General features: G+C 65.1%; 26 protein-coding genes, 1 tRNA gene and 1 pseudogene. 15 read left to right on the top strand and 13 right to left on the bottom strand.

Annotated elements, in window-relative coordinates:
• Positions 1-48: 48 nt before the first annotated feature.
• Both K414_RS0103220 and K414_RS0103215 read left to right on the top strand, forming a co-directional pair.
• Positions 49-690 (top strand): TetR/AcrR family transcriptional regulator, encoded by a 642-nt coding sequence (locus tag K414_RS0103220; RefSeq protein WP_027494626.1) that lies wholly within the window; start codon positions 49-51, stop codon positions 688-690.
• A gap of 31 nt (positions 691-721) precedes the next feature.
• Positions 722-1,831 carry a CoA transferase gene (locus tag K414_RS0103215; protein WP_027494625.1) on the top strand — a complete coding sequence of 370 codons (1,110 nt, stop codon included), beginning with the start codon at positions 722-724 and terminating at the stop codon, positions 1,829-1,831.
• Positions 1,832-1,945: 114 nt separating this feature from the next.
• Here the strand turns inward: K414_RS0103215 and K414_RS0103210 are convergent, their stop codons facing one another.
• Together K414_RS0103210 and K414_RS0103205 are read right to left on the bottom strand one after the other, a co-directional pair.
• A complete protein-coding gene (locus tag K414_RS0103210; RefSeq protein ID WP_027494624.1) occupies positions 1,946-2,674 on the bottom strand; it encodes an SIMPL domain-containing protein in 729 nt (242 codons plus the stop codon).
• Between the two features lie 38 nt (positions 2,675-2,712).
• Positions 2,713-3,264 (bottom strand): YceI family protein, encoded by a 552-nt coding sequence (locus tag K414_RS0103205; protein ID WP_027494623.1) that lies wholly within the window; start codon positions 3,262-3,264, stop codon positions 2,713-2,715.
• A gap of 70 nt (positions 3,265-3,334) precedes the next feature.
• On the opposite strand from K414_RS0103205, the gene K414_RS0103200 reads away from it, so the two are divergent.
• Entirely contained in the window at positions 3,335-4,981 is a 1,647-nt protein-coding gene (locus tag K414_RS0103200) for a dihydroxyacetone kinase family protein (protein ID WP_027494622.1), read from the top strand.
• Here K414_RS0103200 and K414_RS0103195 read toward each other — a convergent pair.
• Genes K414_RS0103195 through dcm form a run of 5 tightly spaced genes read right to left on the bottom strand, consistent with a single transcriptional unit; the run spans position 4,974 to position 8,825 of the window.
• Entirely contained in the window at positions 4,974-5,459 is a 486-nt protein-coding gene (locus tag K414_RS0103195; RefSeq protein ID WP_027494621.1) for a GAF domain-containing protein, read from the bottom strand. The two genes, K414_RS0103200 and K414_RS0103195, sit on opposite strands and share 8 nt — an antisense overlap.
• The gene (locus tag K414_RS0103190) at positions 5,435-6,124 is read right to left on the bottom strand and encodes a DUF998 domain-containing protein (RefSeq protein ID WP_237606120.1); all 690 of its coding nucleotides are present in this window, start codon (positions 6,122-6,124) and stop codon (positions 5,435-5,437) included. The genes K414_RS0103195 and K414_RS0103190 overlap by 25 nt, the downstream gene beginning before the upstream one ends.
• A gap of 9 nt (positions 6,125-6,133) precedes the next feature.
• The gene (locus K414_RS0103185) at positions 6,134-7,192 is read right to left on the bottom strand and encodes a hypothetical protein (protein WP_152530353.1); all 1,059 of its coding nucleotides are present in this window, start codon (positions 7,190-7,192) and stop codon (positions 6,134-6,136) included.
• Between the two features lie 56 nt (positions 7,193-7,248).
• Positions 7,249-7,680, bottom strand: coding sequence for a very short patch repair endonuclease (locus K414_RS0103180; protein ID WP_027494618.1), 432 nt, complete (start codon positions 7,678-7,680; stop codon positions 7,249-7,251).
• Complete coding sequence (dcm, locus tag K414_RS0103175; protein ID WP_202595091.1) at positions 7,677-8,825, bottom strand: DNA (cytosine-5-)-methyltransferase; 1,149 nt, start codon at positions 8,823-8,825, stop codon at positions 7,677-7,679. The genes K414_RS0103180 and dcm overlap by 4 nt, the downstream gene beginning before the upstream one ends.
• A gap of 210 nt (positions 8,826-9,035) precedes the next feature.
• On the opposite strand from dcm, the gene K414_RS0103170 reads away from it, so the two are divergent.
• Both K414_RS0103170 and K414_RS0103165 read left to right on the top strand, forming a co-directional pair.
• Positions 9,036-10,829, top strand: coding sequence for an ABC transporter ATP-binding protein (locus K414_RS0103170; RefSeq protein ID WP_027494616.1), 1,794 nt, complete (start codon positions 9,036-9,038; stop codon positions 10,827-10,829).
• A complete protein-coding gene (locus tag K414_RS0103165) occupies positions 10,822-12,645 on the top strand; it encodes an ABC transporter ATP-binding protein (protein WP_027494615.1) in 1,824 nt (607 codons plus the stop codon). Before K414_RS0103170 ends, K414_RS0103165 begins: the two co-directional genes overlap by 8 nt.
• Here the strand turns inward: K414_RS0103165 and K414_RS0103160 are convergent.
• Entirely contained in the window at positions 12,642-12,989 is a 348-nt protein-coding gene (locus tag K414_RS0103160; protein ID WP_037218847.1) for a hypothetical protein, read from the bottom strand. The genes K414_RS0103165 and K414_RS0103160 overlap by 4 nt on opposite strands.
• A gap of 299 nt (positions 12,990-13,288) precedes the next feature.
• On the opposite strand from K414_RS0103160, the gene K414_RS0103155 reads away from it, so the two are divergent.
• Positions 13,289-13,804 carry a putative glycolipid-binding domain-containing protein gene (locus K414_RS0103155; RefSeq protein ID WP_027494613.1) on the top strand — a complete coding sequence of 172 codons (516 nt, stop codon included), beginning with the start codon at positions 13,289-13,291 and terminating at the stop codon, positions 13,802-13,804.
• Here K414_RS0103155 and K414_RS0103150 read toward each other — a convergent pair.
• Positions 13,777-14,730, bottom strand: a complete 954-nt coding sequence (locus K414_RS0103150) for a prephenate dehydrogenase (RefSeq protein ID WP_152530352.1) — start codon at positions 14,728-14,730, stop codon at positions 13,777-13,779. The two genes, K414_RS0103155 and K414_RS0103150, sit on opposite strands and share 28 nt — an antisense overlap.
• 81 nt (positions 14,731-14,811) lie before the next feature.
• On the opposite strand from K414_RS0103150, the gene K414_RS0103145 reads away from it, so the two are divergent.
• The 4 genes from K414_RS0103145 to K414_RS0103130 all read left to right on the top strand — a co-directional run bounded on the left by K414_RS0103145 (position 14,812) and on the right by K414_RS0103130 (position 16,249).
• Positions 14,812-15,351, top strand: a complete 540-nt coding sequence (locus tag K414_RS0103145; protein WP_027494611.1) for a tRNA adenosine deaminase-associated protein — start codon at positions 14,812-14,814, stop codon at positions 15,349-15,351.
• A gap of 3 nt (positions 15,352-15,354) precedes the next feature.
• The gene (locus K414_RS0103140; RefSeq protein ID WP_027494610.1) at positions 15,355-15,810 is read left to right on the top strand and encodes a nucleoside deaminase; all 456 of its coding nucleotides are present in this window, start codon (positions 15,355-15,357) and stop codon (positions 15,808-15,810) included.
• Between the two features lie 93 nt (positions 15,811-15,903).
• Entirely contained in the window at positions 15,904-16,101 is a 198-nt protein-coding gene (locus K414_RS0103135) for a CsbD family protein (protein ID WP_027494609.1), read from the top strand.
• Between the two features lie 58 nt (positions 16,102-16,159).
• A tRNA-Ser gene (locus tag K414_RS0103130) sits at positions 16,160-16,249 on the top strand.
• A 508-nt stretch (positions 16,250-16,757) separates the two neighbouring features.
• Here the strand turns inward: K414_RS0103130 and K414_RS0103125 are convergent.
• From K414_RS0103125 to K414_RS0103115, 3 genes are read right to left on the bottom strand one after another with little or no spacing between them, the layout of a single operon-like run.
• Positions 16,758-17,234: a hypothetical protein gene (locus tag K414_RS0103125; RefSeq protein ID WP_027494608.1), complete on the bottom strand. Its 477-nt coding sequence runs from the start codon at positions 17,232-17,234 to the stop codon at positions 16,758-16,760.
• Between the two features lie 23 nt (positions 17,235-17,257).
• On the bottom strand, positions 17,258-18,172 hold the full coding sequence (locus K414_RS0103120; protein ID WP_027494607.1) for an alpha/beta hydrolase: 915 nt from the start codon (positions 18,170-18,172) through the stop codon (positions 17,258-17,260).
• On the bottom strand, positions 18,169-19,179 hold the full coding sequence (locus K414_RS0103115; protein WP_027494606.1) for a PHP domain-containing protein: 1,011 nt from the start codon (positions 19,177-19,179) through the stop codon (positions 18,169-18,171). The genes K414_RS0103120 and K414_RS0103115 overlap by 4 nt, the downstream gene beginning before the upstream one ends.
• A gap of 120 nt (positions 19,180-19,299) precedes the next feature.
• On the opposite strand from K414_RS0103115, the gene K414_RS0103110 reads away from it, so the two are divergent.
• Positions 19,300-19,989, top strand: coding sequence for a YceI family protein (locus K414_RS0103110; RefSeq protein ID WP_027494605.1), 690 nt, complete (start codon positions 19,300-19,302; stop codon positions 19,987-19,989).
• Between the two features lie 16 nt (positions 19,990-20,005).
• On the opposite strand, the pseudogene K414_RS25935 reads toward K414_RS0103110, so the two are convergent.
• Positions 20,006-20,875, bottom strand: a pseudogene (locus tag K414_RS25935) (sterol desaturase family protein); the annotation flags it as partial.
• A gap of 71 nt (positions 20,876-20,946) precedes the next feature.
• On the opposite strand from K414_RS25935, the gene K414_RS0103100 reads away from it, so the two are divergent.
• From K414_RS0103100 to K414_RS0103085, 4 genes are all read left to right on the top strand, one after another.
• Positions 20,947-21,402, top strand: a complete 456-nt coding sequence (locus K414_RS0103100) for a GNAT family N-acetyltransferase (protein ID WP_027494604.1) — start codon at positions 20,947-20,949, stop codon at positions 21,400-21,402.
• A gap of 29 nt (positions 21,403-21,431) precedes the next feature.
• Positions 21,432-21,890: an Rrf2 family transcriptional regulator gene (locus tag K414_RS0103095; RefSeq protein ID WP_027494603.1), complete on the top strand. Its 459-nt coding sequence runs from the start codon at positions 21,432-21,434 to the stop codon at positions 21,888-21,890.
• An 86-nt stretch (positions 21,891-21,976) separates the two neighbouring features.
• Positions 21,977-22,627, top strand: coding sequence for a TetR/AcrR family transcriptional regulator (locus K414_RS0103090; protein WP_080729039.1), 651 nt, complete (start codon positions 21,977-21,979; stop codon positions 22,625-22,627).
• A 2-nt stretch (positions 22,628-22,629) separates the two neighbouring features.
• Positions 22,630-24,918 (top strand): MMPL family transporter, encoded by a 2,289-nt coding sequence (locus tag K414_RS0103085; RefSeq protein ID WP_027494601.1) that lies wholly within the window; start codon positions 22,630-22,632, stop codon positions 24,916-24,918.
• Positions 24,919-24,931 lie beyond the last annotated feature (13 nt).

Genomic DNA, 24,931 nt, shown 5'->3' with positions numbered 1-24,931 from the left:
AACCGATCAGCGGGGCTGCGAGCGGTGCGTCGCCTGTAGACTCCCTCGGTGACTGTCGCCGATGATCAGGGCCGCATCTACGCCGGACGATCCTCCGCTGTTCGGAAAGCCGATCGACGAGCTCGGTTCTTGCACGCGGCTATCGAGGTCATCGGGGGACGCGGGTACGCCGCCACCTCGGTGGCGGATATCTGCTCCGCGGCAGGCCTCGCGCGCAGTCAGTTCTACAGTGAGTTCGCCAACCGTGAGGCGCTGCTCGTGGACGTCTACGACCTGATCCAAGACGACGCGCTGGCCGCCGTCGTCGCCGCACTCGACGAGCAGGTCGACCGTGATCGTCGCTCTCTGGTCGTCGCAGCGATGACGGCCCTGGTCGGATCGATCGGAGGTGACCCACGTCGGGCGCGCATCTCCTATCTGGAGATGCTGGGTGTCAGCGATGCCGTCGAACAGCATCGGACGCGCCGTCGTGCGCAGTGGGTGGAGTTCTTCGAGAACACCCTGCGCTCGGAAGTCGGTTCCGATTTCGTTCCCCCGGGTGGATACCGCTTGGCCGCAACGGCATTCCTCGGTGCGCTCACCGAGATCGTCTCCGACTGGTCCCGCACTGCTCCGCCTCGTCCACCCATCGAGCAGATCGTGGACACGATGGTTGCTGTCCTGGCAGCGTTCGTTCCGGACCTGAACTGAACTGCAGCCGGCCGCGCAATACAGTGGACCGATGACAGACGCCACCGGTCCGCTCGCAGGCCTCGTGGTCGCGGACTTCTCTCGTGTGCTCGCCGGACCGTACGCGACGATGATGCTCGGCGACATGGGCGCAGACGTGATCAAGATCGAGCGGCCCGGCAGCGGCGACGACACCCGATTGTGGGGTCCGCCGTACGATTCTGCCGGTACCGCAACGTATTTCAACTCGGTCAATCGGAACAAGACGTCTCGGTTCATCGACCTGCAGTCCGAGAGCGGTGTGGCCGAGGCCTGTGAGATCGTCGCGGGCGCAGACATCGTGATCGAGAACTTCCGCGCCGGAACGATGGACCGGCTCGGTCTCGGCTATTCGGCTGTCGCGCAGACGAACCCTGGCCTGATCTACTGCTCGATCACCGGTTTCGGTACCGGCGGCGGTGCTGCTCTTCCTGGATACGATCTGGTGGTCCAAGCCGTCGGCGGGCTGATGAGCGTCACCGGGCCCGACGCATCCACGCCGACGAAAGTGGGCGTGGCGATGGTCGATATCGTCACCGGTCTGCACGCGCTGAGCGGAATCCTTGCCGCACTGCATCATCGATCGAACACCGGTGCGGGTCAGCGGGTGCACACCTCGCTGATGGCGTCGGTACTGTCCGCACTCAGCAACCAGTCGGCGGCATACCTCGGGGCCGGGGTCGTACCGGTTCCCATGGGCAACAAGCATCCGTCGTTGGTGCCGTACGAGGTGTTCGAGACCGCCGATCGACCGCTCGCGTTGGCCGTGGGCAACGATCGGCAATTTCAGGCGCTGGTCGACGTGCTGGGTACCCCGGATCTGGCTGCGGATCAACGCTTCTCGTCCAATTCTGCTCGCGTCGAACATCGAGATCAGTTGGTCGACCTGCTCAACACGGCGTTGCAGACGCGTACTGCGGACGACTGGTATCGAGAACTGATGGCGCGGCACGTTCCCGCCGGGCCGGTCAATTCCATCGAGGAGGCATTCGCGTTCGCGCAGTCGTTGGGTCTCGAACCACGCATCGAGGTTCCAGGGGCAGCGGCCGAGGGCGTCCGAAATCCGGTGGATTTCTCGGCGACCCCGGTGAACTACCGGCTGCCGCCCCCGCCGGCCGGCTGAGCCCGTGCGTGGTGGTCCTGCAACTTGTGCTCCACTCCCGGGCTCGAGTCGGCGAATCCCCGGTATGCAACCTCTTCAGTGGAGCAATAGTTGCAGCGGCAGTAACTCGCTGCGCTAGTTCAGCGCCCACTTCACCGACACGGACACGCTGACGGTCTGCTGTCCCGGTTCGATGGGCACTGCCGTGTCGAACGAAGCGGAGTCGCGAAAGCTCGTCGGCTGCTCCTGACCGGTGATCGATTCGGTGATCGACAGAACGTCACCGAGTTCGCCGCCTGCGAGCGACGCATACTGCTCGGCGCGATCGCGGGCGTCGGCGAACGCCCTGGACCTGGCATCGGTGATCAGTTCGGAATCGTCGTCGATCTTGAACGAGACCCCGGAGATTCGGGTCGCGTTGCCACCGGCGGAGGTGGCGTCGCCGAGGACTGCAGACGCCTTCGACAGGTCGCGCACCGTGACCTGCAACGTGTTGGTGGCCTGATATCCGGAGATGGCCGAGGTGCCGCCCGGCAGTGCTCCGGAGTACTGCGGATCGATCGAGACCTGCTGCGTCTGAATGTCCTCGCGCGCGACGCCGGCAGCAATCACTGCGTCGGTCACCTCGGTAACCGCAGCATTGGCCTGTTCGATGGCGGCAGTGACGTCCTCGGCTGTGGCCTGAACGCCGATCTGGGTCGTCAACGTGTCCGGTGCACCCTGGACTTCGCCCACTCCGTTGACGTTCACTCCGGGAGGTCCGTCCGGGGACGAGGTCGCCGGACTGCTGCAGCCTGCGGTCAGGGCTGCAGCCAACACCAAGGCCGATGCGCACGATCCGATCGTCCATCGATTTCGGTTCACCGCCGTAGTGTCCACCATTGCAGGTGAATTGGGAAGGCTCAGGGCTTGAGATACTCGGCGTCGAACGTGACGGTCACGTCGTCCGCCACCTTCATGGCTCCGAACATCTGCGAATACGGCGTGATCTTGTAATCCGTTTGACGCACGGTAGTTTCGGAACCGATCTGCCATCTGTCGCCGGAGTCGGTGACGTCCACGTCCACGGTGATTTCCTTCGAGACACCGTGTATTTCGACTGTTCCGGCCAACCGATATCCGGAGGCGACGGCAGTGATCTCCTCCGAACGAAATCGAATTGTCGGGTATCGGTTGGCGTCGAAGATCCTGAGTGCGTTAGCTTTTGCCACGATCTTCTCCGGCCCGATCAGCGGTGTCAGTCCGCCCTCACCGTGGATCACCTCGAGTGAGCCGACCTCGGCGGTCAGTGACACCGCGGTGGGGGCGTCCCCGGACCACCCGACCGTTGCGGTCCAGGAGGTCACCGCAATCGTGAGTCGATGCCCCATCTTGGATGCCCTTCCGGTGACATCCGTCCGAACAGCCAACTGCCCGCCGTCCGATGCGTCGAAAGCCCAGGTCTCGGTGGTCATCTTCGCGACTGTAGACGCGCGGCGGCCCGGCAGCTCACCGAAGCCGACAATAGAGGCTTAGTGTGAAGGAATGTTCTCCAATTCTCCTCGAACATTCGTCGCCGACGCCCTCCGCGGCTTCGTGGCCGCCACCGATGACGTCACCTGGCACGCCGATCCCGGATTCCTCACCCGTCGCTATCGCATCTCCGACGGTCAAGTCGCGCTGCTGTCCGGTGGCGGATCGGGCCACGAGCCGATGCATGCCGGATTCATCGGTCGCGGCATGCTCACCGGCGCGTGCCCCGGCCTGGTGTTCACGTCACCGAACGCCCTCCAAGTACACGAGGCATCCAAGGCCGTGGACTCCGGCGGCGGAGTGGTGCACATCGTGAAGAACTACACCGGCGACGTGATGAACTTCAAGATCGCCCGAGAGTTGTTGCAGGAAGACGGTATTGCGGCCGATGTCGTTCTCGTCGACGACGACGTGGCCAGCGAGAGCGAGGACGGCCCGGGTCGCCGTGGCACTGCCGCGACCATCGTCGTCGAAAAGGTGTGCGGCGCAGCGGCAGAACGTGGCGACAGCCTGCAGGCGGTGGTCACGCTGGGGCGTCGAACAGCGGAGAACGCACGCAGCATGGCGGTCGCACTGAACCCGCCGACGCTACCGGGTGCCGACGGCCCGTCGTTCGAATTGCCCAAGGAGGAAATCGAACTCGGCATCGGTATCCACGGTGAGCGCGGCACCGACCGGGTGTCCCGGCTGCCTGCTCAGGAGGTCGTCGAGAAGCTGACCGAGCCCATCGTGAGCTCGCTCGGCCTGAACTCGGGCGAATCGGTGATCGCCATCGTCAACGGGCTCGGCGCAACGCACCCGCTCGAACTGCATCTGCTGTTCGGGGAACTCTCGGAGTACCTCGCGGGTAAGGGCATCGAGATAACCCGCTCACTCGTCGGAAGTTTTGTCACCGCACTCAACATGGGTGGAGCGTCCATCACTCTGGTGCGCGCCGACGACGAGATGCTCGAGCTCTGGGATGCCCCCACCGATGCGCCCGGTTGGCCCAATGCCTCCAGTCGTGGAGCGAAGGAGGTGGGAGAACGCGGTGCTTTCGGCCCGTCCTACGAGCCCTCCGATTCAGGCGAGAAGTCGGCATTCGTGTCCGAGTGGATCGGGTCGTGGGCCCAGCGGGTACTCGACGAGGAGCCCGCTCTGACCGAATTGGATCGCAAGGCGGGTGACGGCGACTTCGGCACCAACATGGTGGCCGCACTGGAACAACTCGACCTTGACGCGATCAAGGAAACCTATTCGGCAGCAACGGTATTCGAATCCGTGAGCGAGGCCTACCTCGGCCACGCAGGCGGTACGTCCGGCGCACTGTTCGGTATCTGGTTCCGCCAGTTCTACCGAACGATGCTCGAATCCGAGCCATCTGCCGCGGCTGTCGCAGCGGCCGCGCGGGCCGGACTGGACAGCATCACCGAACTCGGTGGAGCCCGCGTGGGCGACAAGACGATGATCGACGCCATTGCCCCGGCTGTCGACGCGCTCGAGAAGGACGGCGGCACCCTGCAGGATGCCGCCGACGCCGCGAAGACCGGAGCCGAATCGACCAAGGACATCACCGCCAACCGGGGCCGTGCCAGCTATGTCGGTGAGGCCGCGCGAGGCGTCGTCGACCCCGGTGCGTTGGTCATGGACTGGTTCTTCGAGGCGGCAGCGTCTAGCTGATCGAACCGAGGAACACCGCCGCGATCGCTTCGAGGCCGGCCTGATCGTCGGCGTCGAAGCGATCGGGTATCGGGCTGTCCAGATCGAATACACCGATCAGTTTCTCGCCCTGGTACAGCGGAACGACGACCTCGGAGCGAGTGTTGGCATCGCACGCGATGTGGCCGGGAAAGGCATGAACGTCGGCCACTCGCTGTGTCTCGCGGGTGGTCGCGGCAGCGCCGCAGACCCCTTTGCTCAGCGCGATACGAACACAGGCAGGCTGGCCCTGGAACGGACCGACTACCAGTTCGGTGCCGTCGAACAGGTAGAAGCCGACCCAATTGACCTCGGGCAGAGCGTGATAGACCAACGCGGAAAGATTGGCGGCGTTGGCGATCAGGTTCGATTCCTCGTAGACGAGGCCCCTGGCCTGCTCGGCGAGCTGCTGGTACTGCTCTGCCTTGGACCCGTTCAGTGCTGTCGCGGTGAAGGACATGCGCCGAGTCTAAGCGCACACCCCAGCACCACCAGATACGCCGACATCCCGCCCACCTGCACCCGCTGAGCGATGCCGAGGCCGTGATCGCCGGGAAGGTTGTCGGCGATCAACAGCCACGCCGTGGCCAGGGCCGTGATGGCCAGCACCGCGACACCGAGCGTCCGAAGCAGGGGATAGGCCCGATAGCGGAATGCGGCGAGCGTGAACGCGATCATGACCGTGAAGATCGCGAACACCGCGATGGTGCTCGTCAGAGCATGAAGATGATGAAGCTGTGGGAACAACCCGCTGGGCTCGATCGGGCAGCTCGGATCGTCGGCGGCCACACACTCGAGTGGCAGTTTCGCGTCGGCGATGGTGGCGATACCGAAGATGCCCGACGCCACCCAGCCGGTGACGACGAGCCGTCGGCGAGGGCTGACGAAGAAGCCGAGCACGGCGGCGAGGATCATCAGCGAACCCGTGACCACGTCTGCGGTGGAGAAGAATTCGCGGTACGGCTGATCGCGGGCATCGAGTTCGCTGAGGAAGGATCGGGCCGGGTCGAGCCCGGTATCGAGGAAGAATTCGGCCACCCACGCGGAGTACAGCAACCCGGCGAGGATCAGAAACACCACCGCGATTACTCGGCGGATATCCACACCTTCGGTTTTCGAGCGCACCGACCAAGGCTAACCAGTGAGCTCGTCGGCAGCTGCCACCGCCAGCGCGACCGCGGAGTCGCAGTCGTCCGCCATGACGGACAGCTCGGGAACCGTGCGGGCGTAGCGCGCGGCCGAGTCCTCGTTATCGGGCAGGCCGAGAACGGGGTTGCCCAACACGATATCGGCCGAACACACCGAATCCGAGTCGCGAGTCTCCACGGTGTAACCGCCCTGCCAGATCTTCTCGCGATCCGTCGATCGCAAGTCGCTGTCGTCGTAGGTGAGCGCGACGTCGAGCAGAACCAGGTTGTCCTCGAACGTCGCCGACGACGCCTCGAAGTGGCAGCCGTACGGATCCGCGGCAGGGTTCCACCGGTCGACCGTCCAGGTCTCGGGCAGATGCTCCAGAACGCTGCACGGATCCTTCGTGGCCAACGGAAGGTTGTACCTGGAATCGGCACGTAGTGGTGGATCGCTCACGAGGCCGAGTGCGGTCTCGGTGACGGATTTCGCTGCACTGCAGGCGTCTCCGTCAGCAAGATAGACGTCGATCGTGGCGAAACTACGACCGGATTCGGTGAGGACATCGTCCATGGGCCCGGAGGTGGTGCCGTCGAACTCGTCGCGAAGCGGGAAGCTGACGCGACACGTCCCTCGAGAGGCGTCGTCGAGATACACCTGTTCGTCGCCGATCGTGACTTGCTCGAAGTTGGGGTCGGCCGGAGTCGGCTGGTATCCGTTCAGCTTGATCGACACGGAGTCCGTGACGTCCGATCGCCCAGGGTTGACTTCTGCCGAGCAGCTACTCAGTTCGCCGTCCGGTCGGAGCTGCACCACGGTGCCGAGGGCGGTGAGGTCGTCCTCGGTGAGGAAGCCGCAGGGATCGAGGCTGCGGACGAAGGCCGCCGAGTCGGCCAGATAGCGGTCTGCCTCCGACATCTCGAATCCGTACCGGTTCTGTCCCGCCGGCGACGCACTGCCGGCGGGGAACGCGCTGCCGAGCAACACCACCGCGCATCCACTGGTCGATACCGACATCGCCGCTGCCATCGCCGCAAGCACCCAACTTTTACGCACTGTCCTCATCCCCCGACTCGAATCGACCGATCATCAGGTTGGACGCGCGGGGAGTGCTGTGGGTTTCAGTCGGTCACTATCGGATCTGCAGCAAGATCGTCGACGACGCGTTGGGCGGCGACGACCGGGTCCTCGTGTTCCCAGATCCGCACGACGCGCCAGCCTTCCTCGATCAGGCGGGTGTCGGTGTCGCGGTCGCGGGCCACGTTCGCAGCCAGCTTGTCGGCCCACCACTGGGCGTTGTTGCGCGGTTTCGTCGCGTGGACGGGGCAACTGTGCCAGAAGCAACCGTCGACGTAGACCGCCACTTTGCGACGGGGGAACACCAGATCTGCTCGACGCCGCATGCCCTTCAGCGGGGCGCGGTCGACGAAGTAGCGCAGTCCTCGTCGGTGCAACTCACGACGCAGCGCCACTTCCGGTTTGGTGTCGCGGCGGCGCTGCTTACTGAGCCGTGCACTGGTTTTCGCGTCGGTGATGGGGCGTGTCGCGCTCACACCGACACCCGTTGCGTGTACCCACCCATGCGCTCGAGGTGGGCGTCGAGGTCGTCGAGAAAGCCGTCGGCGAAGCGGAGGTTGCCGGCTCGCGCGCGCTTGAGGAACCCGGCCGTGGCTCGCGCCGACAGCAGGGTGGAGTCGTCCAGGAAGTCGATCAGGTCCTCGGGCGGTTCGTGCACCGGCATGGTCGAGACGGTCACCTTGAAGCTCGCGCGGTCTCGGCCCCACGCGGCCGTGGGCCAGGCCTGACCGGGCAGCAATGCGGTATCGCCTGCGACGTCGTAGGGCTTCGGGTCGTCGAGTGCGGCGGCGACCCACGACGCCATCCGCACACTGACGGCATTGCCGACGAGCTTCCAACGATGCCCGGTACGCACTCCGGCGCGCTCGACCGCGGGCAGCGTCCAGTCCGGATCGAACCCCTGCAGCCGCTCGGCCCCGATGATGCCGGGCGTGACGATCTCCCCGGACGGCAACCGGACGGCCGGCGGACTGGCGATGCCGAGGGAGGAACCGCCCTTGAGGGTGGGGACGGCGTTGACGGCCCAGCCCAGTCCGCGGGTGCCCTCGGTCCAGTAGAAGCCGCAGGGCGCAGTGCTCGGATCGCCGTCGGGCAACGGCCCGGCATCCTGCGAGAACAGCACCTCACGCGGATCGTCGGTGCGCGAGGCCAGCATCACCACGCGCTGTCGACGCTGCGGCAACCCGAACGCACGGGCGTCGACGACGCGGTAGGCCCACATGTAGCCGAGGTCCTCGAGCGCGTAGGTGATGTGTCGCATCGCTGCGCCACGTCCGAGTTGCAGCATGAACGGCACGTTCTCCATCAACAGCCACCGCGGGCCGCGGCGACGTGAGACCAGCCGGAACACCTCGTCGACCAGCCCGGAACGAGCCCCGGTGATGCCTGCGGTCCGTCCGGCCTGGGAGAGGTCCTGGCAGGGGAAGCCGGCGGCCACGAGTTCGGTGCCGGTGGGCAGGCTGCGCAGCGTGGTGACGTCGGTGTGCAGCGGAACGTTCGGCATGCGCGCCGACAGCACCGCGCCGGCACCCGGATCGATTTCGCACAACAGCTGCGTCGTCCACCCTGCCTCGGCCAACCCCAGCTCGAGCCCGCCGATTCCGGCGAACAACCCGACCATCGACCGTGTGCTCACGTGTGCCCTTCTCTCGCCCGACGGGTTCACGTTACTCGAGAGTCGGTGCGCTGAGCGTCGACAAGCTGAGCGTCGGTCGAACTTGACCTCGACCGCGCTCGAGGTTCCACACTGGAATGCACGCCGCCGAAAATCGGTTGGAAACTGAGCCTGAGCAATGAAATCATTCGGGCACCGCAGTAAGGAGAACAACACGTGTCCACGGGTGTGCTCGACCCCGAAGCCCCAACCGTCGTTGAGTCGAACCCGAATGCTGCGCGGACACCCACGTCGCTGCAGCGTTTCGCGCCGTTCCTGGCCCCGTACAAGTGGTTCTACATCGGCTCCATCGTGGTCTCGCTCATCGCGACCCTCACCGGCCTCGTCATTCCGCTGGTGATGCAACGCGTCATCGACGGGCCCATCGCCGACCGCAACTTTTCCGCGGTGTGGTGGCCCGCGGCTTTGATCCTGCTGCTCGGCACCATCGACGCGGCCGGCATCTGGGTGCGTCGATACCTGGTGTCCCGCCCGTCGAGCCAGTTCGAGATCAGTGCTCGGGCAACGGTATTCGACAAGCTGCAACGGCTGTCGGTCGCGGCGCACGAGAGTTGGGAATCGGGTCAGCTGCTCTCCCGTGCCATCGCCGATCTCGGGTCGCTGCGCCGGTTCATGGCGTTCATCGGCCCGTTCATCATCATCAATGCCGTCACGCTCGTCGTGGGTATCGGTGTATTGCTCGTTCAGGCATGGCAATTGGGTCTGATCATGTTGGTGACATCGGTTCCGCTGGTGATCGCCTGCACCAGGTTCGAGACGCTGTACCGCGTCGTCGCGCGTGATGCTCAGGACCAAGCGGGCGATGTGACGACGACGGTCGAGGAGTCCATCCAGGGCATCCGTGTTCTGAAGGCGTTCGGGCGAAGTGCGCACCTGGGCAAGCAGTTTCTGCGTCAGGCCTACACTCTTCGCGGTACCGAGCTGAAGAAGGTGCGCTATCTCGCGATCATCTGGGCGGTGATCGTCGGACTGCAGCCGATCACCATCGGCGCGATTCTGGCCGTGGGGACCTACTCGATCGTGCAGGGCACGATGACGGTCGGCACACTCGTCGCTGCCATCGCCATCGTCACGTTCCTGCTGTGGCCGATCGAATCCTTCGGATACCTGCTGGCGGAGTTGAACAATGCGCGTACCGCAGCCGATCGGTACTGGGAGATCATCGACACCCCGGAGACCGTGACGGATCCGGACGACCCCGTCGAATTGCCCGACACGATCCGTGGCCGAGTGCAGTTCGACCGCGTCGGTTTCACCTTTCCCGACGCGTCCTCGCCGCTGCTCACCGATGTCAGTTTCGTCGTCGAGCCAGGGGAAACCGTTGCGCTCGTCGGTAACACCGGCAGCGGAAAGACGGCACTGACGAACCTCGTTCCTCGCTTGTTCGACGCCACCGAGGGCACCATTTCGATCGACGGTATCGATGTGGCGTCGATGCGCCTGGCCGATCTGCGCTCGATCGTCTCGGTAGCGTTCGAGGATCCGGTGCTGTTCTCGGCCAGTGCGCGGGAGAACATCGCGCTCGGCTCTCCCGGCGCGTCCGATGCCGAGATCACCGAGGCGCTGGAGATTGCCCACGCAACGGAATTCGTCGACCGGCTGCCGTGGGGCCTGGCCACGCGAATCGGTGAGCAGGGCATGAGTTTGTCGGGCGGGCAGCGGCAGCGACTGGCACTGGCCCGTGCGGTGCTGGGCAAGCCTCGGGTGCTGGTGCTCGACGACCCCCTCTCGGCACTCGACGTGGATACCGAAGCGAAGGTGCAGAAGGAATTACGGCGCGTGTTGGCGCATTCGACGACGTTGCTGGTGGCACACCGGCCGTCGACTGCGGCGTTGGCCGACCGGGTGCTGTATCTGGAGAACGGAAGAATTGTGGAGCAGGGAACGCACGAGGGACTGCTGGCGTCGTCGCCGCGGTACCGCGACGTGATGGGGTCGATCCATGGCTGAGCAGACCGCAACCGCAGATTGGCGGGGAGTGGGCGGCGAGGACTCGGAGGTGGACGCCACCGGAAACCTGGTGTTGGCCGGGCGTTCTCGGAGGCTGCTCGCCTCGCTGGTGCGCCCGTACAAGAAGCAGGCCCTGCTGTCTTTCGTCATCATCCTGATCGACAACATCACCTATGTGGCCGGCCCGCTGTTCGTCGCCTACGCCCTCGACAACGGCGTCGGTGCTGCCGGACAGGGTGATTGGGGTCCGCTGCTGTGGGCCGTGGGCGGATACACCGGCTTCGGCCTGCTCGGAATGTTCACCACCTACGCGTTTCTCACCGTCTCGGGCCGACTCAGTCAGAACATTCTCTACGACCTTCGTGGACGCGTGTTCGACCACGCGCAGAAGCTGAGTCTGTCGTTCCACGAGAAATACACGTCGGGACGGTTGATCTCGCGGTTGACCAGTGACGTGGAGTCGTTGCAGACACTGCTCGAAAGTGCGCTCAACGACGCGTTGACGGCCATCCTGTCGATGGTCTCGATTGCCGTCATCCTCGTGTATCTCGACGTTCCGATGGCGATGATCGTGCTCGCCGGCTTCGTACCGCTGGTGCTCGTCACCCGGTGGTCACAGCGACGCCAACGCCAGGGATACCGCCGAACACGGGTGGCGATCGCACGTGTGGTGGTTCATTTCGTGGAGTCGATGGGCGGAATCCGTGCCGTGCAGGTCTTCCGGCGTGAGGGTCGCAACGACGCGATCCTCGAGACCGAGGACTCGGAGTACCGAGACGCCACCACCGCGGCCCTGCGCGGCATGGCGAGCTACACCGGAATCGTCCGGTGGATCGGCAACGTCACACTGGCGATCATCCTGGTGTTCGGTAGCTGGCGAGTGATCAACGGCCACATGGACGTCGGCGTGCTCGCCGCGTACGTGCTGTACCTTCGCCGGTTCTACGGCCCGCTCGACGAGCTGGCGATGGTGTTCAATGCCTACCAGTCGGCCGCCGCTGCGCTGGAGAAGATCTCCGGCGTACTCGAGGAAGAGCCGTCGGTGGTTGCCCCGAAAAACCCGGTGTCGATCGGAACGGTGAAGGGAGACATCACGTTCGACGACGTGCACTTCTCCTACGGCACCGAGCGCGTCGTGCTGCCGGAGTTCTCGTTGCATGTGCCCGCGGGACAGGTGGTTGCCATGGTCGGCGCGACCGGAGCCGGAAAGTCGACGTTGGCAAAGATGTTGGCGCGCTTCTACGATCCGACCGCCGGATCCGTGCGACTCGACGGCATCGACATGCGCGACATCTCCGACGAGGACCTGCGCCGCAACGTCGTCATGGTGACACAGGAATCGTTCCTGTTCTCCGGCTCGGTGGCCGACAACATCCGCCTCGGACGTCCCGACGCGACGGACGCCGAGGTCCGCGCTGCCGCCGAGGCCGTCGGACTGACCGAGTTCATCGCCTCGCTCCCCGAAGGGATCGATACCGACGTGCGAAAGCGCGGAGGCCGATTGTCCTCGGGCCAAAGGCAATTGGTGGCCTTTGCGAGGGTGTTCCTCGCTGCGCCGTCGGTAATCGTGCTCGACGAGGCGACGTCGAGTCTCGACATCCCGAGCGAGCGGTTGGTGCAGCGCGCACTCGAAACGATTCTGCAGGGCCGGACGGCGTTGATCATCGCGCACCGCTTGTCGACGGTGGCCATCGCGGACCGTGTCCTCGTCATGGCGGACGGGAACATCGTCGAGGACGGCACCCCGGCGGACCTCATTGCGGGAGAGGGCCGCTTCGCGCACCTGCACGAGGCGTGGGAGGACTCGCTCGTCTAGGTCCAGGGGGTGATCGGCGGCTTGACCCACATGATCTTCTCGTCGGCGTGCTGGGGCGTCGCCCCGTCGTGACCGGGGTGCTCGGCCGCCCACGCGGTTTTGCGGTCGAGCAACTCGGCCACGATGGTCCACGTTTCCATCGTGCTCGGTGGATGCAGGTCCGCTGCGCGGGCCAGTTTTCGACGGGTGGCGTCGGGAAGATCGAGCAGTTCCGCGCCGCTGATGCCGCGCTCCCAGACGTAGCGCGCCAGAGCGGTGGCCTTGTCCTGTCGGCTCTTCGCGGCCTGCTCGGAATGCGCGAAATCGAACTGGCCGCCGCCTGGGTTCCCTGTCGTCACGGCCATCACCTTAGTAATCGTGAGCGAAATCGACAGGGCCCGGCCGCTGTAAGGCGTCGCACACGGTAGCGGGCCAGAAGTCGACGTCGACGGGGGTCGGCCGGGGCCGAGCGCAGCATGAACGGCCGGGTCGGTGCAAAGAAAAGTCGCGTCGGCTTGTTCTACAGGGGGCCCTGTCGCATACCGTAGGACCCGTGATCACTCAAGCATCGGGTGCAGAGCACGTCTCCGTTCCCGCAACCGCCACCACCGACGCGAAATCCTGGCCCTCGATCCTGACGTGGCGAGCGCACGACGTTCCCCGCATGGAGTCCGTGCGCGTCCAGCTTTCCGGCAACCGCATCAAAGCTGCCGGACGCATCATCGGTGCCGCCTGCAGTGATCATCCCGCGTTCAGTGCGTCGTACGACCTGGTGACCGACGAATACGGCGTCACCAAGAGGCTCTCGGTGCGCACGTCGCTCGCGTCGGGCGACCGGCAGGCCTCGGTCAGCCGCGACGACGAGGGCTACTGGATGGTGGAGAACTCCGCCAACCACCAGCGCTCGACCTACAGCGGTGCCCTCGACGTCGACATGGTGCTCAGCCCGTTCTTCAACACCCTGCCGATCCGACGATTCGGTCTGCACACCCAGGTACAAGACCTCGAGGTCCCGACGGTCTACGTCAACCTCCTCGATCTGAGCATCCAGGAAGCGACGCTGACCTACAGCAGCGGCGCGCACGGCATCCACGTCATCTCGCCGGTCTCGACATCGTCGGTGACGGTCGACGCCGACGGCTTCGTCGTCGACTACCCGGGACTCGCCGAGCGGATCTGACGCACGACGCCACCGCGTCGCCCCGCGTCCTGCAGGTTCTCTCGCCACCCCGGCTCGCCCGGGGTGACGTCGGTGATGTCGAATCGCTGATGCTGCTCGTACTGCAGTCGCGCTGCGTGTCCGGCGTCGACCAGCGTTTCGGTCGAGTTCTCGTTCAATTTTTCGCGCGCTGTGGTGAGCGCATGCAGCGCCTCGTCGAGCGCGGTTCGTAGCGCGGTCGCGTTGCCCTCGGTCATCGCACGGACGAGATTGGGGGCCGAGGACGCCACCCGGGTGCCGTCGCGAAACGACCCCGCGGCGAGCCCGAGCGCCAACGGCCCGCCCGCGGCCCCCACGATCGCCAACGCCTCGGCCAGCAGATGCGGTAGGTGCGAGATGCGGGCGACGGCACTGTCGTGCTCGACGCTGCCGGCCGGAACGACCACCGAACCGCAGTCCAGGGCCAGCTGGGCCACCCGGACCCACACGTGCGCGTCGACCCCGGGATCCGTGGACACCACCCAGACCGCGTCGGCGAACAGTGCCGGGTCCGTCGCCGACCAGCCCGAGTGGTTGGTACCCGCCATCGGATGGCCGCCGACATAGCGGGCCTGTAGTCCGCGAGCAGCGACGGCCGCGGCAACCTCGGCCTTGACGCTCACCACGTCGGTGATCGGGGCGGCGGGTGCGTGCTCGGCGATGGCCTGCAGAACGGAGTCGACGGCAGGCATCGGAACGGCGATGACGATGAGCGCATCCTCGTCTGCAGCCCTGGTCAGAGCGGCTGTCAGATCGGTGCCGACGTCGTAGCCATCGTCCGCAGCCCCGGCGATCGCGTCGGCCGATCGGTTCCAGCCCCACACCCGGCGACCGGCGTCATGCGTCGCCCGCAGAATCGACCCACCGATCAGTCCCAGACCGAGAACGCACACCGAAGAAGAAGTCACCCGATCAGATTGGCACAGGTGGGTGACTTCCAAGGGAGGTGGACTTCGAATACCGGCACCTACCGGACTACCGTTGCGCACATGGCCGCACAGCGCGCGAACAACAACCGTGCCTCCGCATCGGAGTACGACGACCTCGAAGGATTCGGCGTTGCAGTTGTCCGAGAGGACGGCAAGTGGACCGTGACGCCACTGTCCGACGACGCACTGACCAGCCTGTCGGCAGCAGAGACCGAACTGCGTGAACTACGCAGCTCGGGAGCGGTGTTCGGACTGCTCGACGTGGACGAGGAATTCTTCGTCATCCTGCGTCCCGCACCCAACGGCACCCGCCTGCTGCTGTCCGACGCGGTCGCCGCCGTCGACTACGAAATCGCCGCCGACGTCCTCGACGCACTCAACATCGAGATCCCCGACGTCGACCCCGACGAACTCGACGACATCGAACCCTACGAGGAAGGCGACCTCGCTCTCCTCGCCGACCTGGGCCTGCCCGAGGCAGTCCTGGGCATCATCGTCGCCGAGACCGACGACTACCCGGACGAACAACTGCAATCCATCGCCGAGCGCCTGGGCTTCGAGGACGAATTCGCCGCAGCGGTGAACAAGCTGCGGCGGTAACCGATGCCGCTGCCCGACGCGGACATGATCCGCGCAGCGCTGTCGGCCGCAGCCGAGGCATCGGACGCCGACGTCCCCGTCGGAGCCGTCGTGTACGACGCGTCGGGACGTGAGATCGCGCGAGCCTGCAATGCGCGGGAGGCGTCGGGCGACCCCACTGCGCACGCCGAAGTGCTCGCATTGCGTCGAGCAGCCGCCGTCCACGGAGATGGCTGGCGACTCGAAAACTGCACTCTTGCAGTCACTTTGGAACCCTGCACGATGTGCGCCGGTGCCCTCGTTGCTGCCCGCGTCGGCACCGTGGTGTTCGGAGCCTGGGAACCGAAAACCGGGGCCGTCGGCTCGCTGTGGGACGTCGTCCGAGACCGTCGACTCACCCACCGCCCACAGGTGCGCGGGGGAGTGTTGGAAGCCGAATGCGCCGAAGTGCTGACGCAATTCTTCGCCCGCCAGAGATAACGATCTCGTCACGGGGTGGCCGGAATGTCCAACATTGGGGAGGGTGGAGGGCAGGGCGCAACGCTGCGCTCCGAACTTGCGAAGGAGACACTCATGGGACTCGACGACAAGATCTCGAACAAGACCGAAGACCTCGGCGGCAAGGCAAAAGAAGCCGCAGGTTCGGCAACCGGAGACAGGGACCTCGAAGCAGAGGGCAAGGGCGATCAGACCTCCGCCGCATTCAAAGACGGTGCCGAGAAGGTCAAGGACGCGGCCTCGAACATCAAGGACAAGCTCACCGGTAAGTAACTTTGCGCTCTGAGCAGGCGATTTAGCCTCAGGCGCTCATTCCGGTACAGTCTTCTGCGGTGGCGTGTCCGAGCGGCCTAAGGAGCACGCCTCGAAAGCGTGTGAGGGTTCACCCCCTCCGAGGGTTCAAATCCCTCCGCCACCGCCAAGACTCCCCACCCGATCCGTCGGGTGGGGAGTTTTTTGTGCGCGGGGTGGGGTGGCTGGGTGTTGCTCGGCAAACGCGCGCGCATTCGTCAGACGCGAGCGAATTTGCCACCGATTCGGGGTCTATTTCGCGCGCACCTGGCAAACGCGCGCGCGTTTGCGGGATCACCAGGGCCCGGGCATCGAACTCCCAGGGCCCGGACGGGATCACCGGGCGGGTGTTGCTCGGCAAACGCGCGCGCATTCGTCAGACGCGAGCGAATTTGCCACCGATTCGGGGTCTACTTCGCGCGCACCTGGCAAACGCGCGCGCGTTTGCGGGATCACCAGGGCCCGGGCATCGAACCCCCAGGGCCCGGATGGGATCACCGGGCGGGTGTTACGCGGCAAACGCGCGCGCATTTGTCAGACGCGAGCGAATTTGCCATCGATTCGGGGTCTATTTCGCGCGCACCTAGCAAACGCGCGCGCGTTTGCGGCGGTAGAGGGGCGGCGACCGACTCAGACGCTCAGCATTGCCCCGCGCCCGCGGCGTCGAGTCCCCGCAGAATTTCGCCTTGATCGGCCTCGGGCACCGTGGACCAACTCGGCGCGGTGGTCATTTCGCTGCGCAGACCCTCGACGGATTTTGCGCGATCGGAGATTCCGGTTTGCTCCAGTGCATCGATGGACGGGAGAAACTGGGTGCAGGTCTGACGGTAGAGATCGTCGCCGGTGACGCCTCCGGTTCCTCCGGTCACCGCGGGGTCGGCTGGATCAGCGGCGGACGGGGCCTCGGGAGCCGGGCTGTCAGCGGGTGCATCGGCCGTCGGAGTGGCAGCTGCTGTGGTCGCCTGCGTCGTCGTAGCCGGAGCTGACGTGGCTTGAACAGACGTGGCCTGAACGGACGTGGTCGACGCGTTCTCGGTCGACGCGTCGTCGCCGCATCCGGCTACAGAGGTGGCCACGATCAGCCCGAGCAATCCGGTCACGATCTTTCGTTTCATCGCCACTGTGTACCACCTGCGGCTCAGAGCAGTGTCTGCGCGCGCCCGGTGATGGTGCTCAATGCGGTGGACCAGGCAATGTGCTTGGGGTCCAAAAACGCTCCGTGTCCGGCTCCGGGCAACACGACCAGCTCGGGATCCGTGCTCCCTGCGCGGGTCGCGGCGTCGACGTACACGCGGCTCTGGTTCACCGACACGGTCTGGTCCGCATCACCGTGCAGCGCGGTCAACGGGACGTCGAGCGGGAGGTATTCGATGGGGGAGGCGATCTTGTACCGACCGGGAACGTCGTTGGGCATGCCGCCGAGGAATGCGGGCACGAACTTGTCGTTGCCGATGTTCGCCGCTCGTTTCATGTCGAACACCCCGGCCATGATGGTGGCACTGCGCGGTCGGATTCTGGGGTCCGCTCCCGGTGCGTCGATCGGCATCAGGTGACGCGCAGCGACCCACGCGGCCAGCTGTCCGCCGGCCGAATGTCCGGCGACGTGCACTCGATCGAGGTCGAGTCGCCCGTCGGCGGCGTTCTGTACGACGGTTGCCAGTGCCTCGGTGGCGTCGTCGACGTCGGTCAGGGTGTTGGCCCAATTGTTCGGTCCGCGCCGATACTCGACGTTCCACACGGCGATGCCCTGGTCTGCGATGGCCTTGGACATCTGCTGGAAGTACGACAGATCGAGGTTCTCCTGCCATCCACCGCCGTGGATCATCACCACCACCGGCAGTGACGTCGCAGTGTTGGCAGGCAGATACAGGTCTCCGATGTTGTCGGGTTGGTACCCGTACTTCAACCGGATGGGATCTCCGGTCGGTCCCGAAACGGGTTGCAGTGCAGCCGAATACGTCTCTGCTGTGCTCGGTGAGGATTCGGTGTCCGTGGAATTGCAGCCGACCAGCGTGACCGCGAGCAGGCCGGACAGGAAGTGGCGACGATTCACGTGCCCTGAGCCGTCCAATCGAGCAGCTCGGGCAGCGACCAGGTGTTGATGACGCGATCGGCGGGAACGCCTTGGGCTTCGGCGCGGACACAGCCGTAGCCCTGCCAGTCGAGCTGGCCCGGTGCGTGTGCGTCGGTATCGATGGAGAAGAGGCAGTCGCGTTCGAGGGCGATGTCGATCAGGCGCTCGGGCGGGTCCTGGCGTTCGGGCCTGGCGTTGATCTCCACTGCGGTGCCGAACTGTCGGCATCCCTCGAACACCACCGGGGCGTCGAACGTCGACTCGGGCCGCTTTCCCCGGCCGCCCTCGACCAGTCGGCCGGTGCAATGACCGAGAACGTCGACGTGCGGATTAGCGATAGCGGTGACCATGCGTTTCGTCATCGCCACAGAATCGGCACGCAGGTTCGAGTGCACGCTGGCCACCACCACGTCCAGCTCGGCGAGCAATCCCTCGTCCTGATCCAGCGAACCGTCGTCGAGGATGTCCACTTCGATTCCGGTGAGGATACGGAACGGCGCGAGTTGCTCGTTGAGCTCGGCGATGATGTCGAGTTGTCTTCGCAGACGCTCCGCACTGAGTCCGTTGGCGACCTTGAGCCGCGGTGAATGATCGGTCAGCGCGCAGTACTCGTGCCCGAGGTTCTTGGCGGTGCGCATCATCTCGTCGATGGGGCTGCCGCCGTCGGACCAATTGGAATGGGTGTGCAGGTCGCCTTTGAGTGCGGCCCGTAGTGCGTTGTTGCCGATGGGTTCTGCGGCGTCGCGTTGTTCGGCCAGGTAGTCAGGAACGTCCTGGGTCAGCGCCTGCCGGATGATCAGCGAGGTCTTCGCACCGATTCCGGCCAACGACGACCAGCTGTCCGCCTTCTCGTGCTCGGATCGCTGTGCAGGAGAGAGTGATTCGACGACATCCGCGGCTCGGCGGTAGGCCTTGACGCGATGGGTGTCCGAGCGCGAACGCTCGAGCCAGAAGCCGATCTCACGAAGTGCCTCCACCGGATCCATGGGTTCCATTGTGCCTGGCACCACCGACACCTGCGCACGGGGTAATCGGACAAAATTCTCAGGGAGTTGCCAGGTCGCTCACTCCCCATGGGCTTGAAGCTGCAACTATCATCGTCGGTCATGACCAAGAAATGGTGGACAGTCGGCGTCGTTGTCGTAGTGCTCGTGGCCCTCGGGCTGTATTTCGGCCCCAAGATCTACGCGTCCTTCCAGGAGGACGACGCTCCGGCAGCGACCGTCGACACCTCCGGTGCGCAGGCCGCCACCACCGACGATCTGAACGGCACCTGGACGGTGACGGCAGGCGATGCGTCGAACAAGACCGCGGCCGGCTACACCGTCGACGAGGTGCTCAACGGATCGGATGTGACCGTCGTCGGGTCGACGCCCGAGGTCAGCGGCTCGGTGACCGTGGCGGATAATTCGTTGACCGCCGGTGAGGTTGTGGTGCAGACCAATTCGATCACCACCGACAGTGACCGTCGAGACGGTCAGTTCCGCGGCAACATCTTCGACACCGCGACATATCCGACGGCGACGTTCACCGTCGACCAGCCCGTCGACCTCTCGTCGTTGCCCAAGGACGGCACCACCCAAACCGTCACGGCGGAAGGCACATTGACGCTCAAGGATCAGACGCGCCCGGTGTCGGTCGAGATGGAGGTGCTGCAGTCCGGTGACACGCTCATCGCGTCGGGCGCAATTCCGACGACGTGGTCGGACTACGGCATCGAGCCGCCGTCGCTCGGTTTCGTGACCGTCGAGGGTTCGGGAACGGTCGACTTCCTGATCAATCTGAGTCGGCAGTAGCCCGTTCTCGTGGGGCCGCCGGTGTCCATCCCGGCGGTCCGACGACGTATCCGACGCGTTCCTTCCATGACCTCGATGCCGCGACATCCCGTGCGATGTTGCGGTATTCGTGTGTTTGGAGCGTCCAGATGTTGAACGTGTCGACGGGCTTGGTCAGTCCGTAATTCGGTCGCTGCACTTCGTCGGCGTAGCTGCCGAACAGGCGGTCCCAGACGATGAGGATGCCGCCGTAGTTCTTGTCGAGGTACTGCGGATCGCGACCGTGATGGACGCGGTGGTGCGAGGGCGTGTTGAAGACGAACTCGAACGGTCGCGGCAACTTGTCGATCCGTTCGGTGTGTACCCAGAACTGGTAGACGAGATTGATCGAAAAGCCCACGAACACCATCCACGGCGGCATCCCCAGCAGCGGCAGGGGCAGCCACATGATGATCTCGCCGCTGTTGTTCCACTTCTGCCGCAGCGCCGCGGCGAAGTTGAAGTACTCGCTCGAATGGTGAGCCTGATGGGTCGCCCAGATCAGTCGGGTTCGGTGCGCGATGCGGTGGTAGCCGTAGAACAGCAGATCGACGCCCAGGATCAGGATGACCCACGTGTACCAGGCATCGGCGGGTAGATGCCACGGCGCGATGTAGACGTAGATGGCCGTGTAGCCGATCAGGGCCAGCGCTTTCTACGTAGTCGTGGTTGCGATCGAAACCAAACCCATGCTCAGGCTCGCCCGTGCGTCCCGGGCCGAATACGCGCCGGGGGTTCCGTCTTCGAGTTTCTTCGCCGCGATCCACTCGATCGCCAGCAGTAGCGCGAACGCGGGGACGGCCAGGGCAACCGGATCCCGCAGCGGTTCGGGTAGCGAGTTCCACGCCGATGCGAGTTGGTCCCTCATGTGTACGGCCTTCCGTGCGTGACACTGCTGTTCGAAGTGTAACGACAGTATGGTGATCGTAGTCTCGACGCGTGAAAATTCGTAGCCGCCGTTCCGGGGATATGGCGTTGTGTGTGACCGCGCTGGCGATGGTGCACGAGGCCGACGGGTATCCCGCACTGTGGCCCGAGGATCCGGCCGCCTGGTTGCACTCGGCAACGCAGGTCGCCGCATGGGTAGCGGAGTCGAATGACCGCATCATCGGCCACCTGGCACTCGACCTGGTCGACGACGGGCTGATGGTCTCGCGATTGTTCGTTCGTCCCGAGTGCAGGGGCACGGGCGCAGCCGCGGCCTTGTTGGACGCCGCAGTGGCGTATGCGGCAGAACGGTCCGTTGCTATCGAACTGCACGTGGAGCTGGGCTCGGCTGCGGCGATTGCGTTCTACGAGAAGTCAGGTTGGATCCGGACCGGTACCGCGCCCGCTGACTGGGTGTTGCCCGACGGGCGCAGAGCCGTCGAACATCGGTACGTACCCGGTCGCTAATTTCCTATCGAAATGATAGGAATTGAATCGTGCACATCACGGCGAAAGCGGACTACGCGGTGCGGACTCTCGTCGAACTCGCCGCGGTCGGCGGCCGAGCACCCGCCAAGGCCGAGGCGCTGGCCGCCGCGCAAGGGATACCGCACAAATTTCTCGAGTCGGTGCTCTCCGACCTGCGTCGCGCCGAGTTGGTGCGAAGTAGAAGGGGGCCCGACGGCGGATACTGGCTCGCGCGGGAAGCGTCGAACATTTCCGTCGCGGACGTGATGCGTGCCGTCGAGGGACCGCTCGCATCGGTGCGCGGGCAACGGCCCGAGGATGCGCAGTACGCCGGTCCCGCCGAGCCGTTGACGCGGGTGTGGCTGGCCGTCCGCGTCAATCTGCGTGCGGTTCTCGAATCCGTATCGCTGGCGGACATCGTCGACGACGACCTCCCGGATTTTGTCGGAGAGCTGATCAGCGAGCCGACCGCATGGTCCCGTCGATGACCTGAGTCACAGTCGGCCGCCGATGTGGCGCGGTCGTCAATATTGCACAGCTCTGCAAACTTGCCGAGCTGTGCAACTTCCGTATGTTGGACAGGGTGACCACCCCGACCGGCCTTCGCGATCAGAAGAAGGCAGCCACCCGCGACGCCCTCGGCATTGCCGCGGTCCGTCTGGGAAAAGAGCACGGACTCGATGCCGTGACGGCCGACGCCATCGCACACGAAGCCGGAGTGTCGACCCGAACGTTCCACAACTACTTCTCCAACAAGGAAGAAGCGGTACTCCACAACATCGAGGCCTCGGCCCTGGAATGGTTCGAGCTGCTTCGCGCCAGACCCGAGGCCGAACCCATCTGGGATTCGCTGCAGCACATCGCCGTCAACCTCGTCGCCGACCCCGGCCGCGACCTCGACGACACATTCGCCGCAGCGCGACTCATCGAGGCCAACCCGGCGCTGATGGCGCGCAAGCTCGAAATGCACCACTCGCTCACCCGCAAACTCGGCGAGGCGATCGCTGAGCGCACCGGAACCGATATCGATTCCGACCTCTACCCCAACCTCCTGCAAATGGCAGTCGGCGGTGCCGTGACCGCCGCACTGAACCTGTGGATCAACGACCCCGGCGGAGAGAACACTCCGAAAGCACTCGTGGAGAACGCATTTCAGCAACTCCGCGCCGGAATCCCCGAGCCGAAATCTCGCCAGCACGTATCCGATAACAACCGAGGAGCCTGACAGTGGCCACCTATCTGTACCGAATCGGCAGATTCGCCTACCGCCGCAAGGGGGTCGTCCTCGGCCTCTGGCTCGTCATTCTGATCCTGGCCGGAGTGGGCGCAGCCACGCTGTCCGCGCCTACCGTCAACTCGTTCAGCATCCCCGGAACGCCTGCTCAGGCCGCATTGGATCTGCAGAAGGAACGATTCGGCGGAGCCGAGGATCCCCTTCAGGCCGTCAACGCCGAGTACGTGTTCCAGGCACCCGACGGTCAGTCGCTCGATACCCCGCAGTACACCTCGGCCATCGACGCCACGATCGCCGAGATCGAGAAGGTCGATGCGGCCAAGCCGGCGGAAGGCGCTCCGCCGCTTGCCGATCCGGTCGAGGCGAACAAGGCCATCGTGCAGCAGTACACCGACGCAGCCGCCGAGGCAGGAACGCCGGCCGACAAGGTGGCAGCCGACGCGGCAGCCACGTCGCCGTTGAGCCCCAACGGCAACGTCGGCACCGTCACGGTTCCGATCAACGTCGAGCTGGCCGACGTCACCGACGCGATTCGCAGCGATCTCGATGCCGCGGCGCAACCCGCGCGTGACGCAGGACTGACCGTCATCCTCGGTGGCACCGTCGCCCAGGAGAACCCGTCGCCCGGTGGAAGTTCGGAGATCGTCGGTCTTGCCGTCGCCGCCATCGTGCTTCTCATCATGTTCGGCTCCGCCGCAGCTGCCAGCCTGCCGCTGATCACCGCGATCGTCGGTATCGGTATTTCGAGTCTGGCCATCACGACGGCATCCGGTTTCGCAAGCTTGTCCTCGTTCACCCCGATCCTCGCGATCATGATCGGACTTGCAGTCGCGATCGACTACTCGCTCTTCATCCTCGCGCGGTACCGGCACGAGCTCACGCTCACCGACAACCGCGAAGAAGCAGTCGGTCGAGCGGTCGGTACCGCCGGATCGGCCGTCGTGTTCGCCGGCGCGACCGTGCTCATCGCCCTCGTCGCCCTGCGCGTCGTCGGCATCCCGTTCCTGTCGCAGATGGGTCTGGCAGCAGGCTTCGCGGTGTTCATCGCGGTACTCATCGCCCTGACGTTCCTGCCCGCCATGCTGGGCGTCTACAAGGGCAAGGCCTTCGCGGGCAAGCTCAAGTTCGTCAACACCACCGACCCGGAGGACCCGAACGCAACCCCCACCAACGGTCTTCGGTGGGCACGATTCCTCGTCAAGAAGCCGATCCTCGGCCTCGTCGGAGGCATCGTGCTCCTCGGCGTCATCGCGGGCCCGACCACCGGGTTGTCGCTGGCTCTCCCGTCGATCGCCACCTCGGACCCGTCGACTCCTGCCCGTCAGGCCTACGACATCACCGAAGAGGCATTCGGGCCGGGACGTAACGGCCCGCTGCTCGTCATCGCCGACGCGTCCGACGTCGCCGAGGCCGACCGCACCGCGTCCTTCGGCAAGGTCATCGAGACGATCACCGCGCAATCGGACGTCACGAACGCACAGATCGTCGCCGTCAACCCGGCGGGTGACACCGCGCAGATACTCGTCACCCCGTCGAGCACACCCAACAGCGACCAGACGAAGGCGCTCGTGACCAACCTGCGCGATGCCGAGAGCGGATTGCAGGAGAGCTCGGGCGTCTCCTACGGAGTGACGGGCGAAACCGCGATCGGGATCGACATCTCGGAGCGGCTGCAGAGCGCGCTGATTCCGTACCTGGCCGTGGTCGTCGGACTGGCGTTCGTGCTGCTGATGCTGGTGTTCCGCTCGATTCTGGTGCCGCTGACGGCAACGGTCGGGTTCCTGCTCAGCGTGCTCGCCACCTTCGGTGCGACGGTGTTCATCTTCCAAGAGGGCGGGCTCGGCATCATTTCCAACCCGCAGCCGATCGTCAGCTTCATGCCGATCTTCCTCATCGGTGTGGTGTTCGGCCTCGCGATGGACTACCAGGTGTTCCTCGTCTCGCGCATGCGTGAGGAGTTCGTGCACGGCGCGGCCGCCAAGGACGCCGTCGTCAACGGCTTCAAGTACGGCGCACGCGTGGTCACCTCGGCAGCGGTCATCATGATCTCGGTGTTCGCCGCGTTCATCGCCGAGCCGGACTCGTTCATCAAGTCCATCGGCTTCGCATTGGCCGCGGCCGTCTTCTTCGACGCGTTCGTCGTGCGTATGGTGCTGATTCCGTCGGTGATGGCGCTACTGGGCGACAAAGCCTGGTGGTTGCCGAAGTGGCTGGACAAGATCCTGCCCAACGTCGACATCGAAGGGGCCAAGCTGAAGACGGCCCCGGAGAAGCGCGCGTAGTACTCGCGTCGCA

The sequence above is a fragment of the Rhodococcus sp. JG-3 genome (assembly GCF_000482405.1).
GTDB classification, from domain to species: domain Bacteria; phylum Actinomycetota; class Actinomycetes; order Mycobacteriales; family Mycobacteriaceae; genus Rhodococcoides; species Rhodococcoides fascians.
Note: the sequence above shows the minus strand (reverse complement) of the source record. Positions and strands in the feature narration are given on the sequence as shown.

Bases quoted from the DNA above. Each gene is read 5' to 3' on its own strand.
- K414_RS0103215 (WP_027494625.1), top strand. From the start codon at position 722: ATGACAGACGCCACCGGTCCGCTCGCAGGCCTCGTGGTCGCGGACTTC.
- K414_RS0103205 (WP_027494623.1), bottom strand. From the start codon at position 3,264: ATGACCACCGAGACCTGGGCTTTCGACGCATCGGACGGCGGGCAGTTG.
- K414_RS0103200 (WP_027494622.1), top strand. From the start codon at position 3,335: ATGTTCTCCAATTCTCCTCGAACATTCGTCGCCGACGCCCTCCGCGGC.
- K414_RS0103195 (WP_027494621.1), bottom strand. From the start codon at position 5,459: ATGTCCTTCACCGCGACAGCACTGAACGGGTCCAAGGCAGAGCAGTAC.
- K414_RS0103185 (WP_152530353.1), bottom strand. From the start codon at position 7,192: ATGAGGACAGTGCGTAAAAGTTGGGTGCTTGCGGCGATGGCAGCGGCG.
- dcm (WP_202595091.1), bottom strand. From the start codon at position 8,825: ATGGTCGGGTTGTTCGCCGGAATCGGCGGGCTCGAGCTGGGGTTGGCC.
- K414_RS0103165 (WP_027494615.1), top strand. From the start codon at position 10,822: ATGGCTGAGCAGACCGCAACCGCAGATTGGCGGGGAGTGGGCGGCGAG.
- K414_RS0103160 (WP_037218847.1), bottom strand. From the start codon at position 12,989: ATGGCCGTGACGACAGGGAACCCAGGCGGCGGCCAGTTCGATTTCGCG.
- K414_RS0103155 (WP_027494613.1), top strand. From the start codon at position 13,289: ATGGAGTCCGTGCGCGTCCAGCTTTCCGGCAACCGCATCAAAGCTGCC.
- K414_RS0103145 (WP_027494611.1), top strand. From the start codon at position 14,812: ATGGCCGCACAGCGCGCGAACAACAACCGTGCCTCCGCATCGGAGTAC.
- K414_RS0103140 (WP_027494610.1), top strand. From the start codon at position 15,355: ATGCCGCTGCCCGACGCGGACATGATCCGCGCAGCGCTGTCGGCCGCA.
- K414_RS0103135 (WP_027494609.1), top strand. From the start codon at position 15,904: ATGGGACTCGACGACAAGATCTCGAACAAGACCGAAGACCTCGGCGGC.
- K414_RS0103125 (WP_027494608.1), bottom strand. From the start codon at position 17,234: ATGAAACGAAAGATCGTGACCGGATTGCTCGGGCTGATCGTGGCCACC.
- K414_RS0103115 (WP_027494606.1), bottom strand. From the start codon at position 19,179: ATGGATCCGGTGGAGGCACTTCGTGAGATCGGCTTCTGGCTCGAGCGT.
- K414_RS0103110 (WP_027494605.1), top strand. From the start codon at position 19,300: ATGACCAAGAAATGGTGGACAGTCGGCGTCGTTGTCGTAGTGCTCGTG.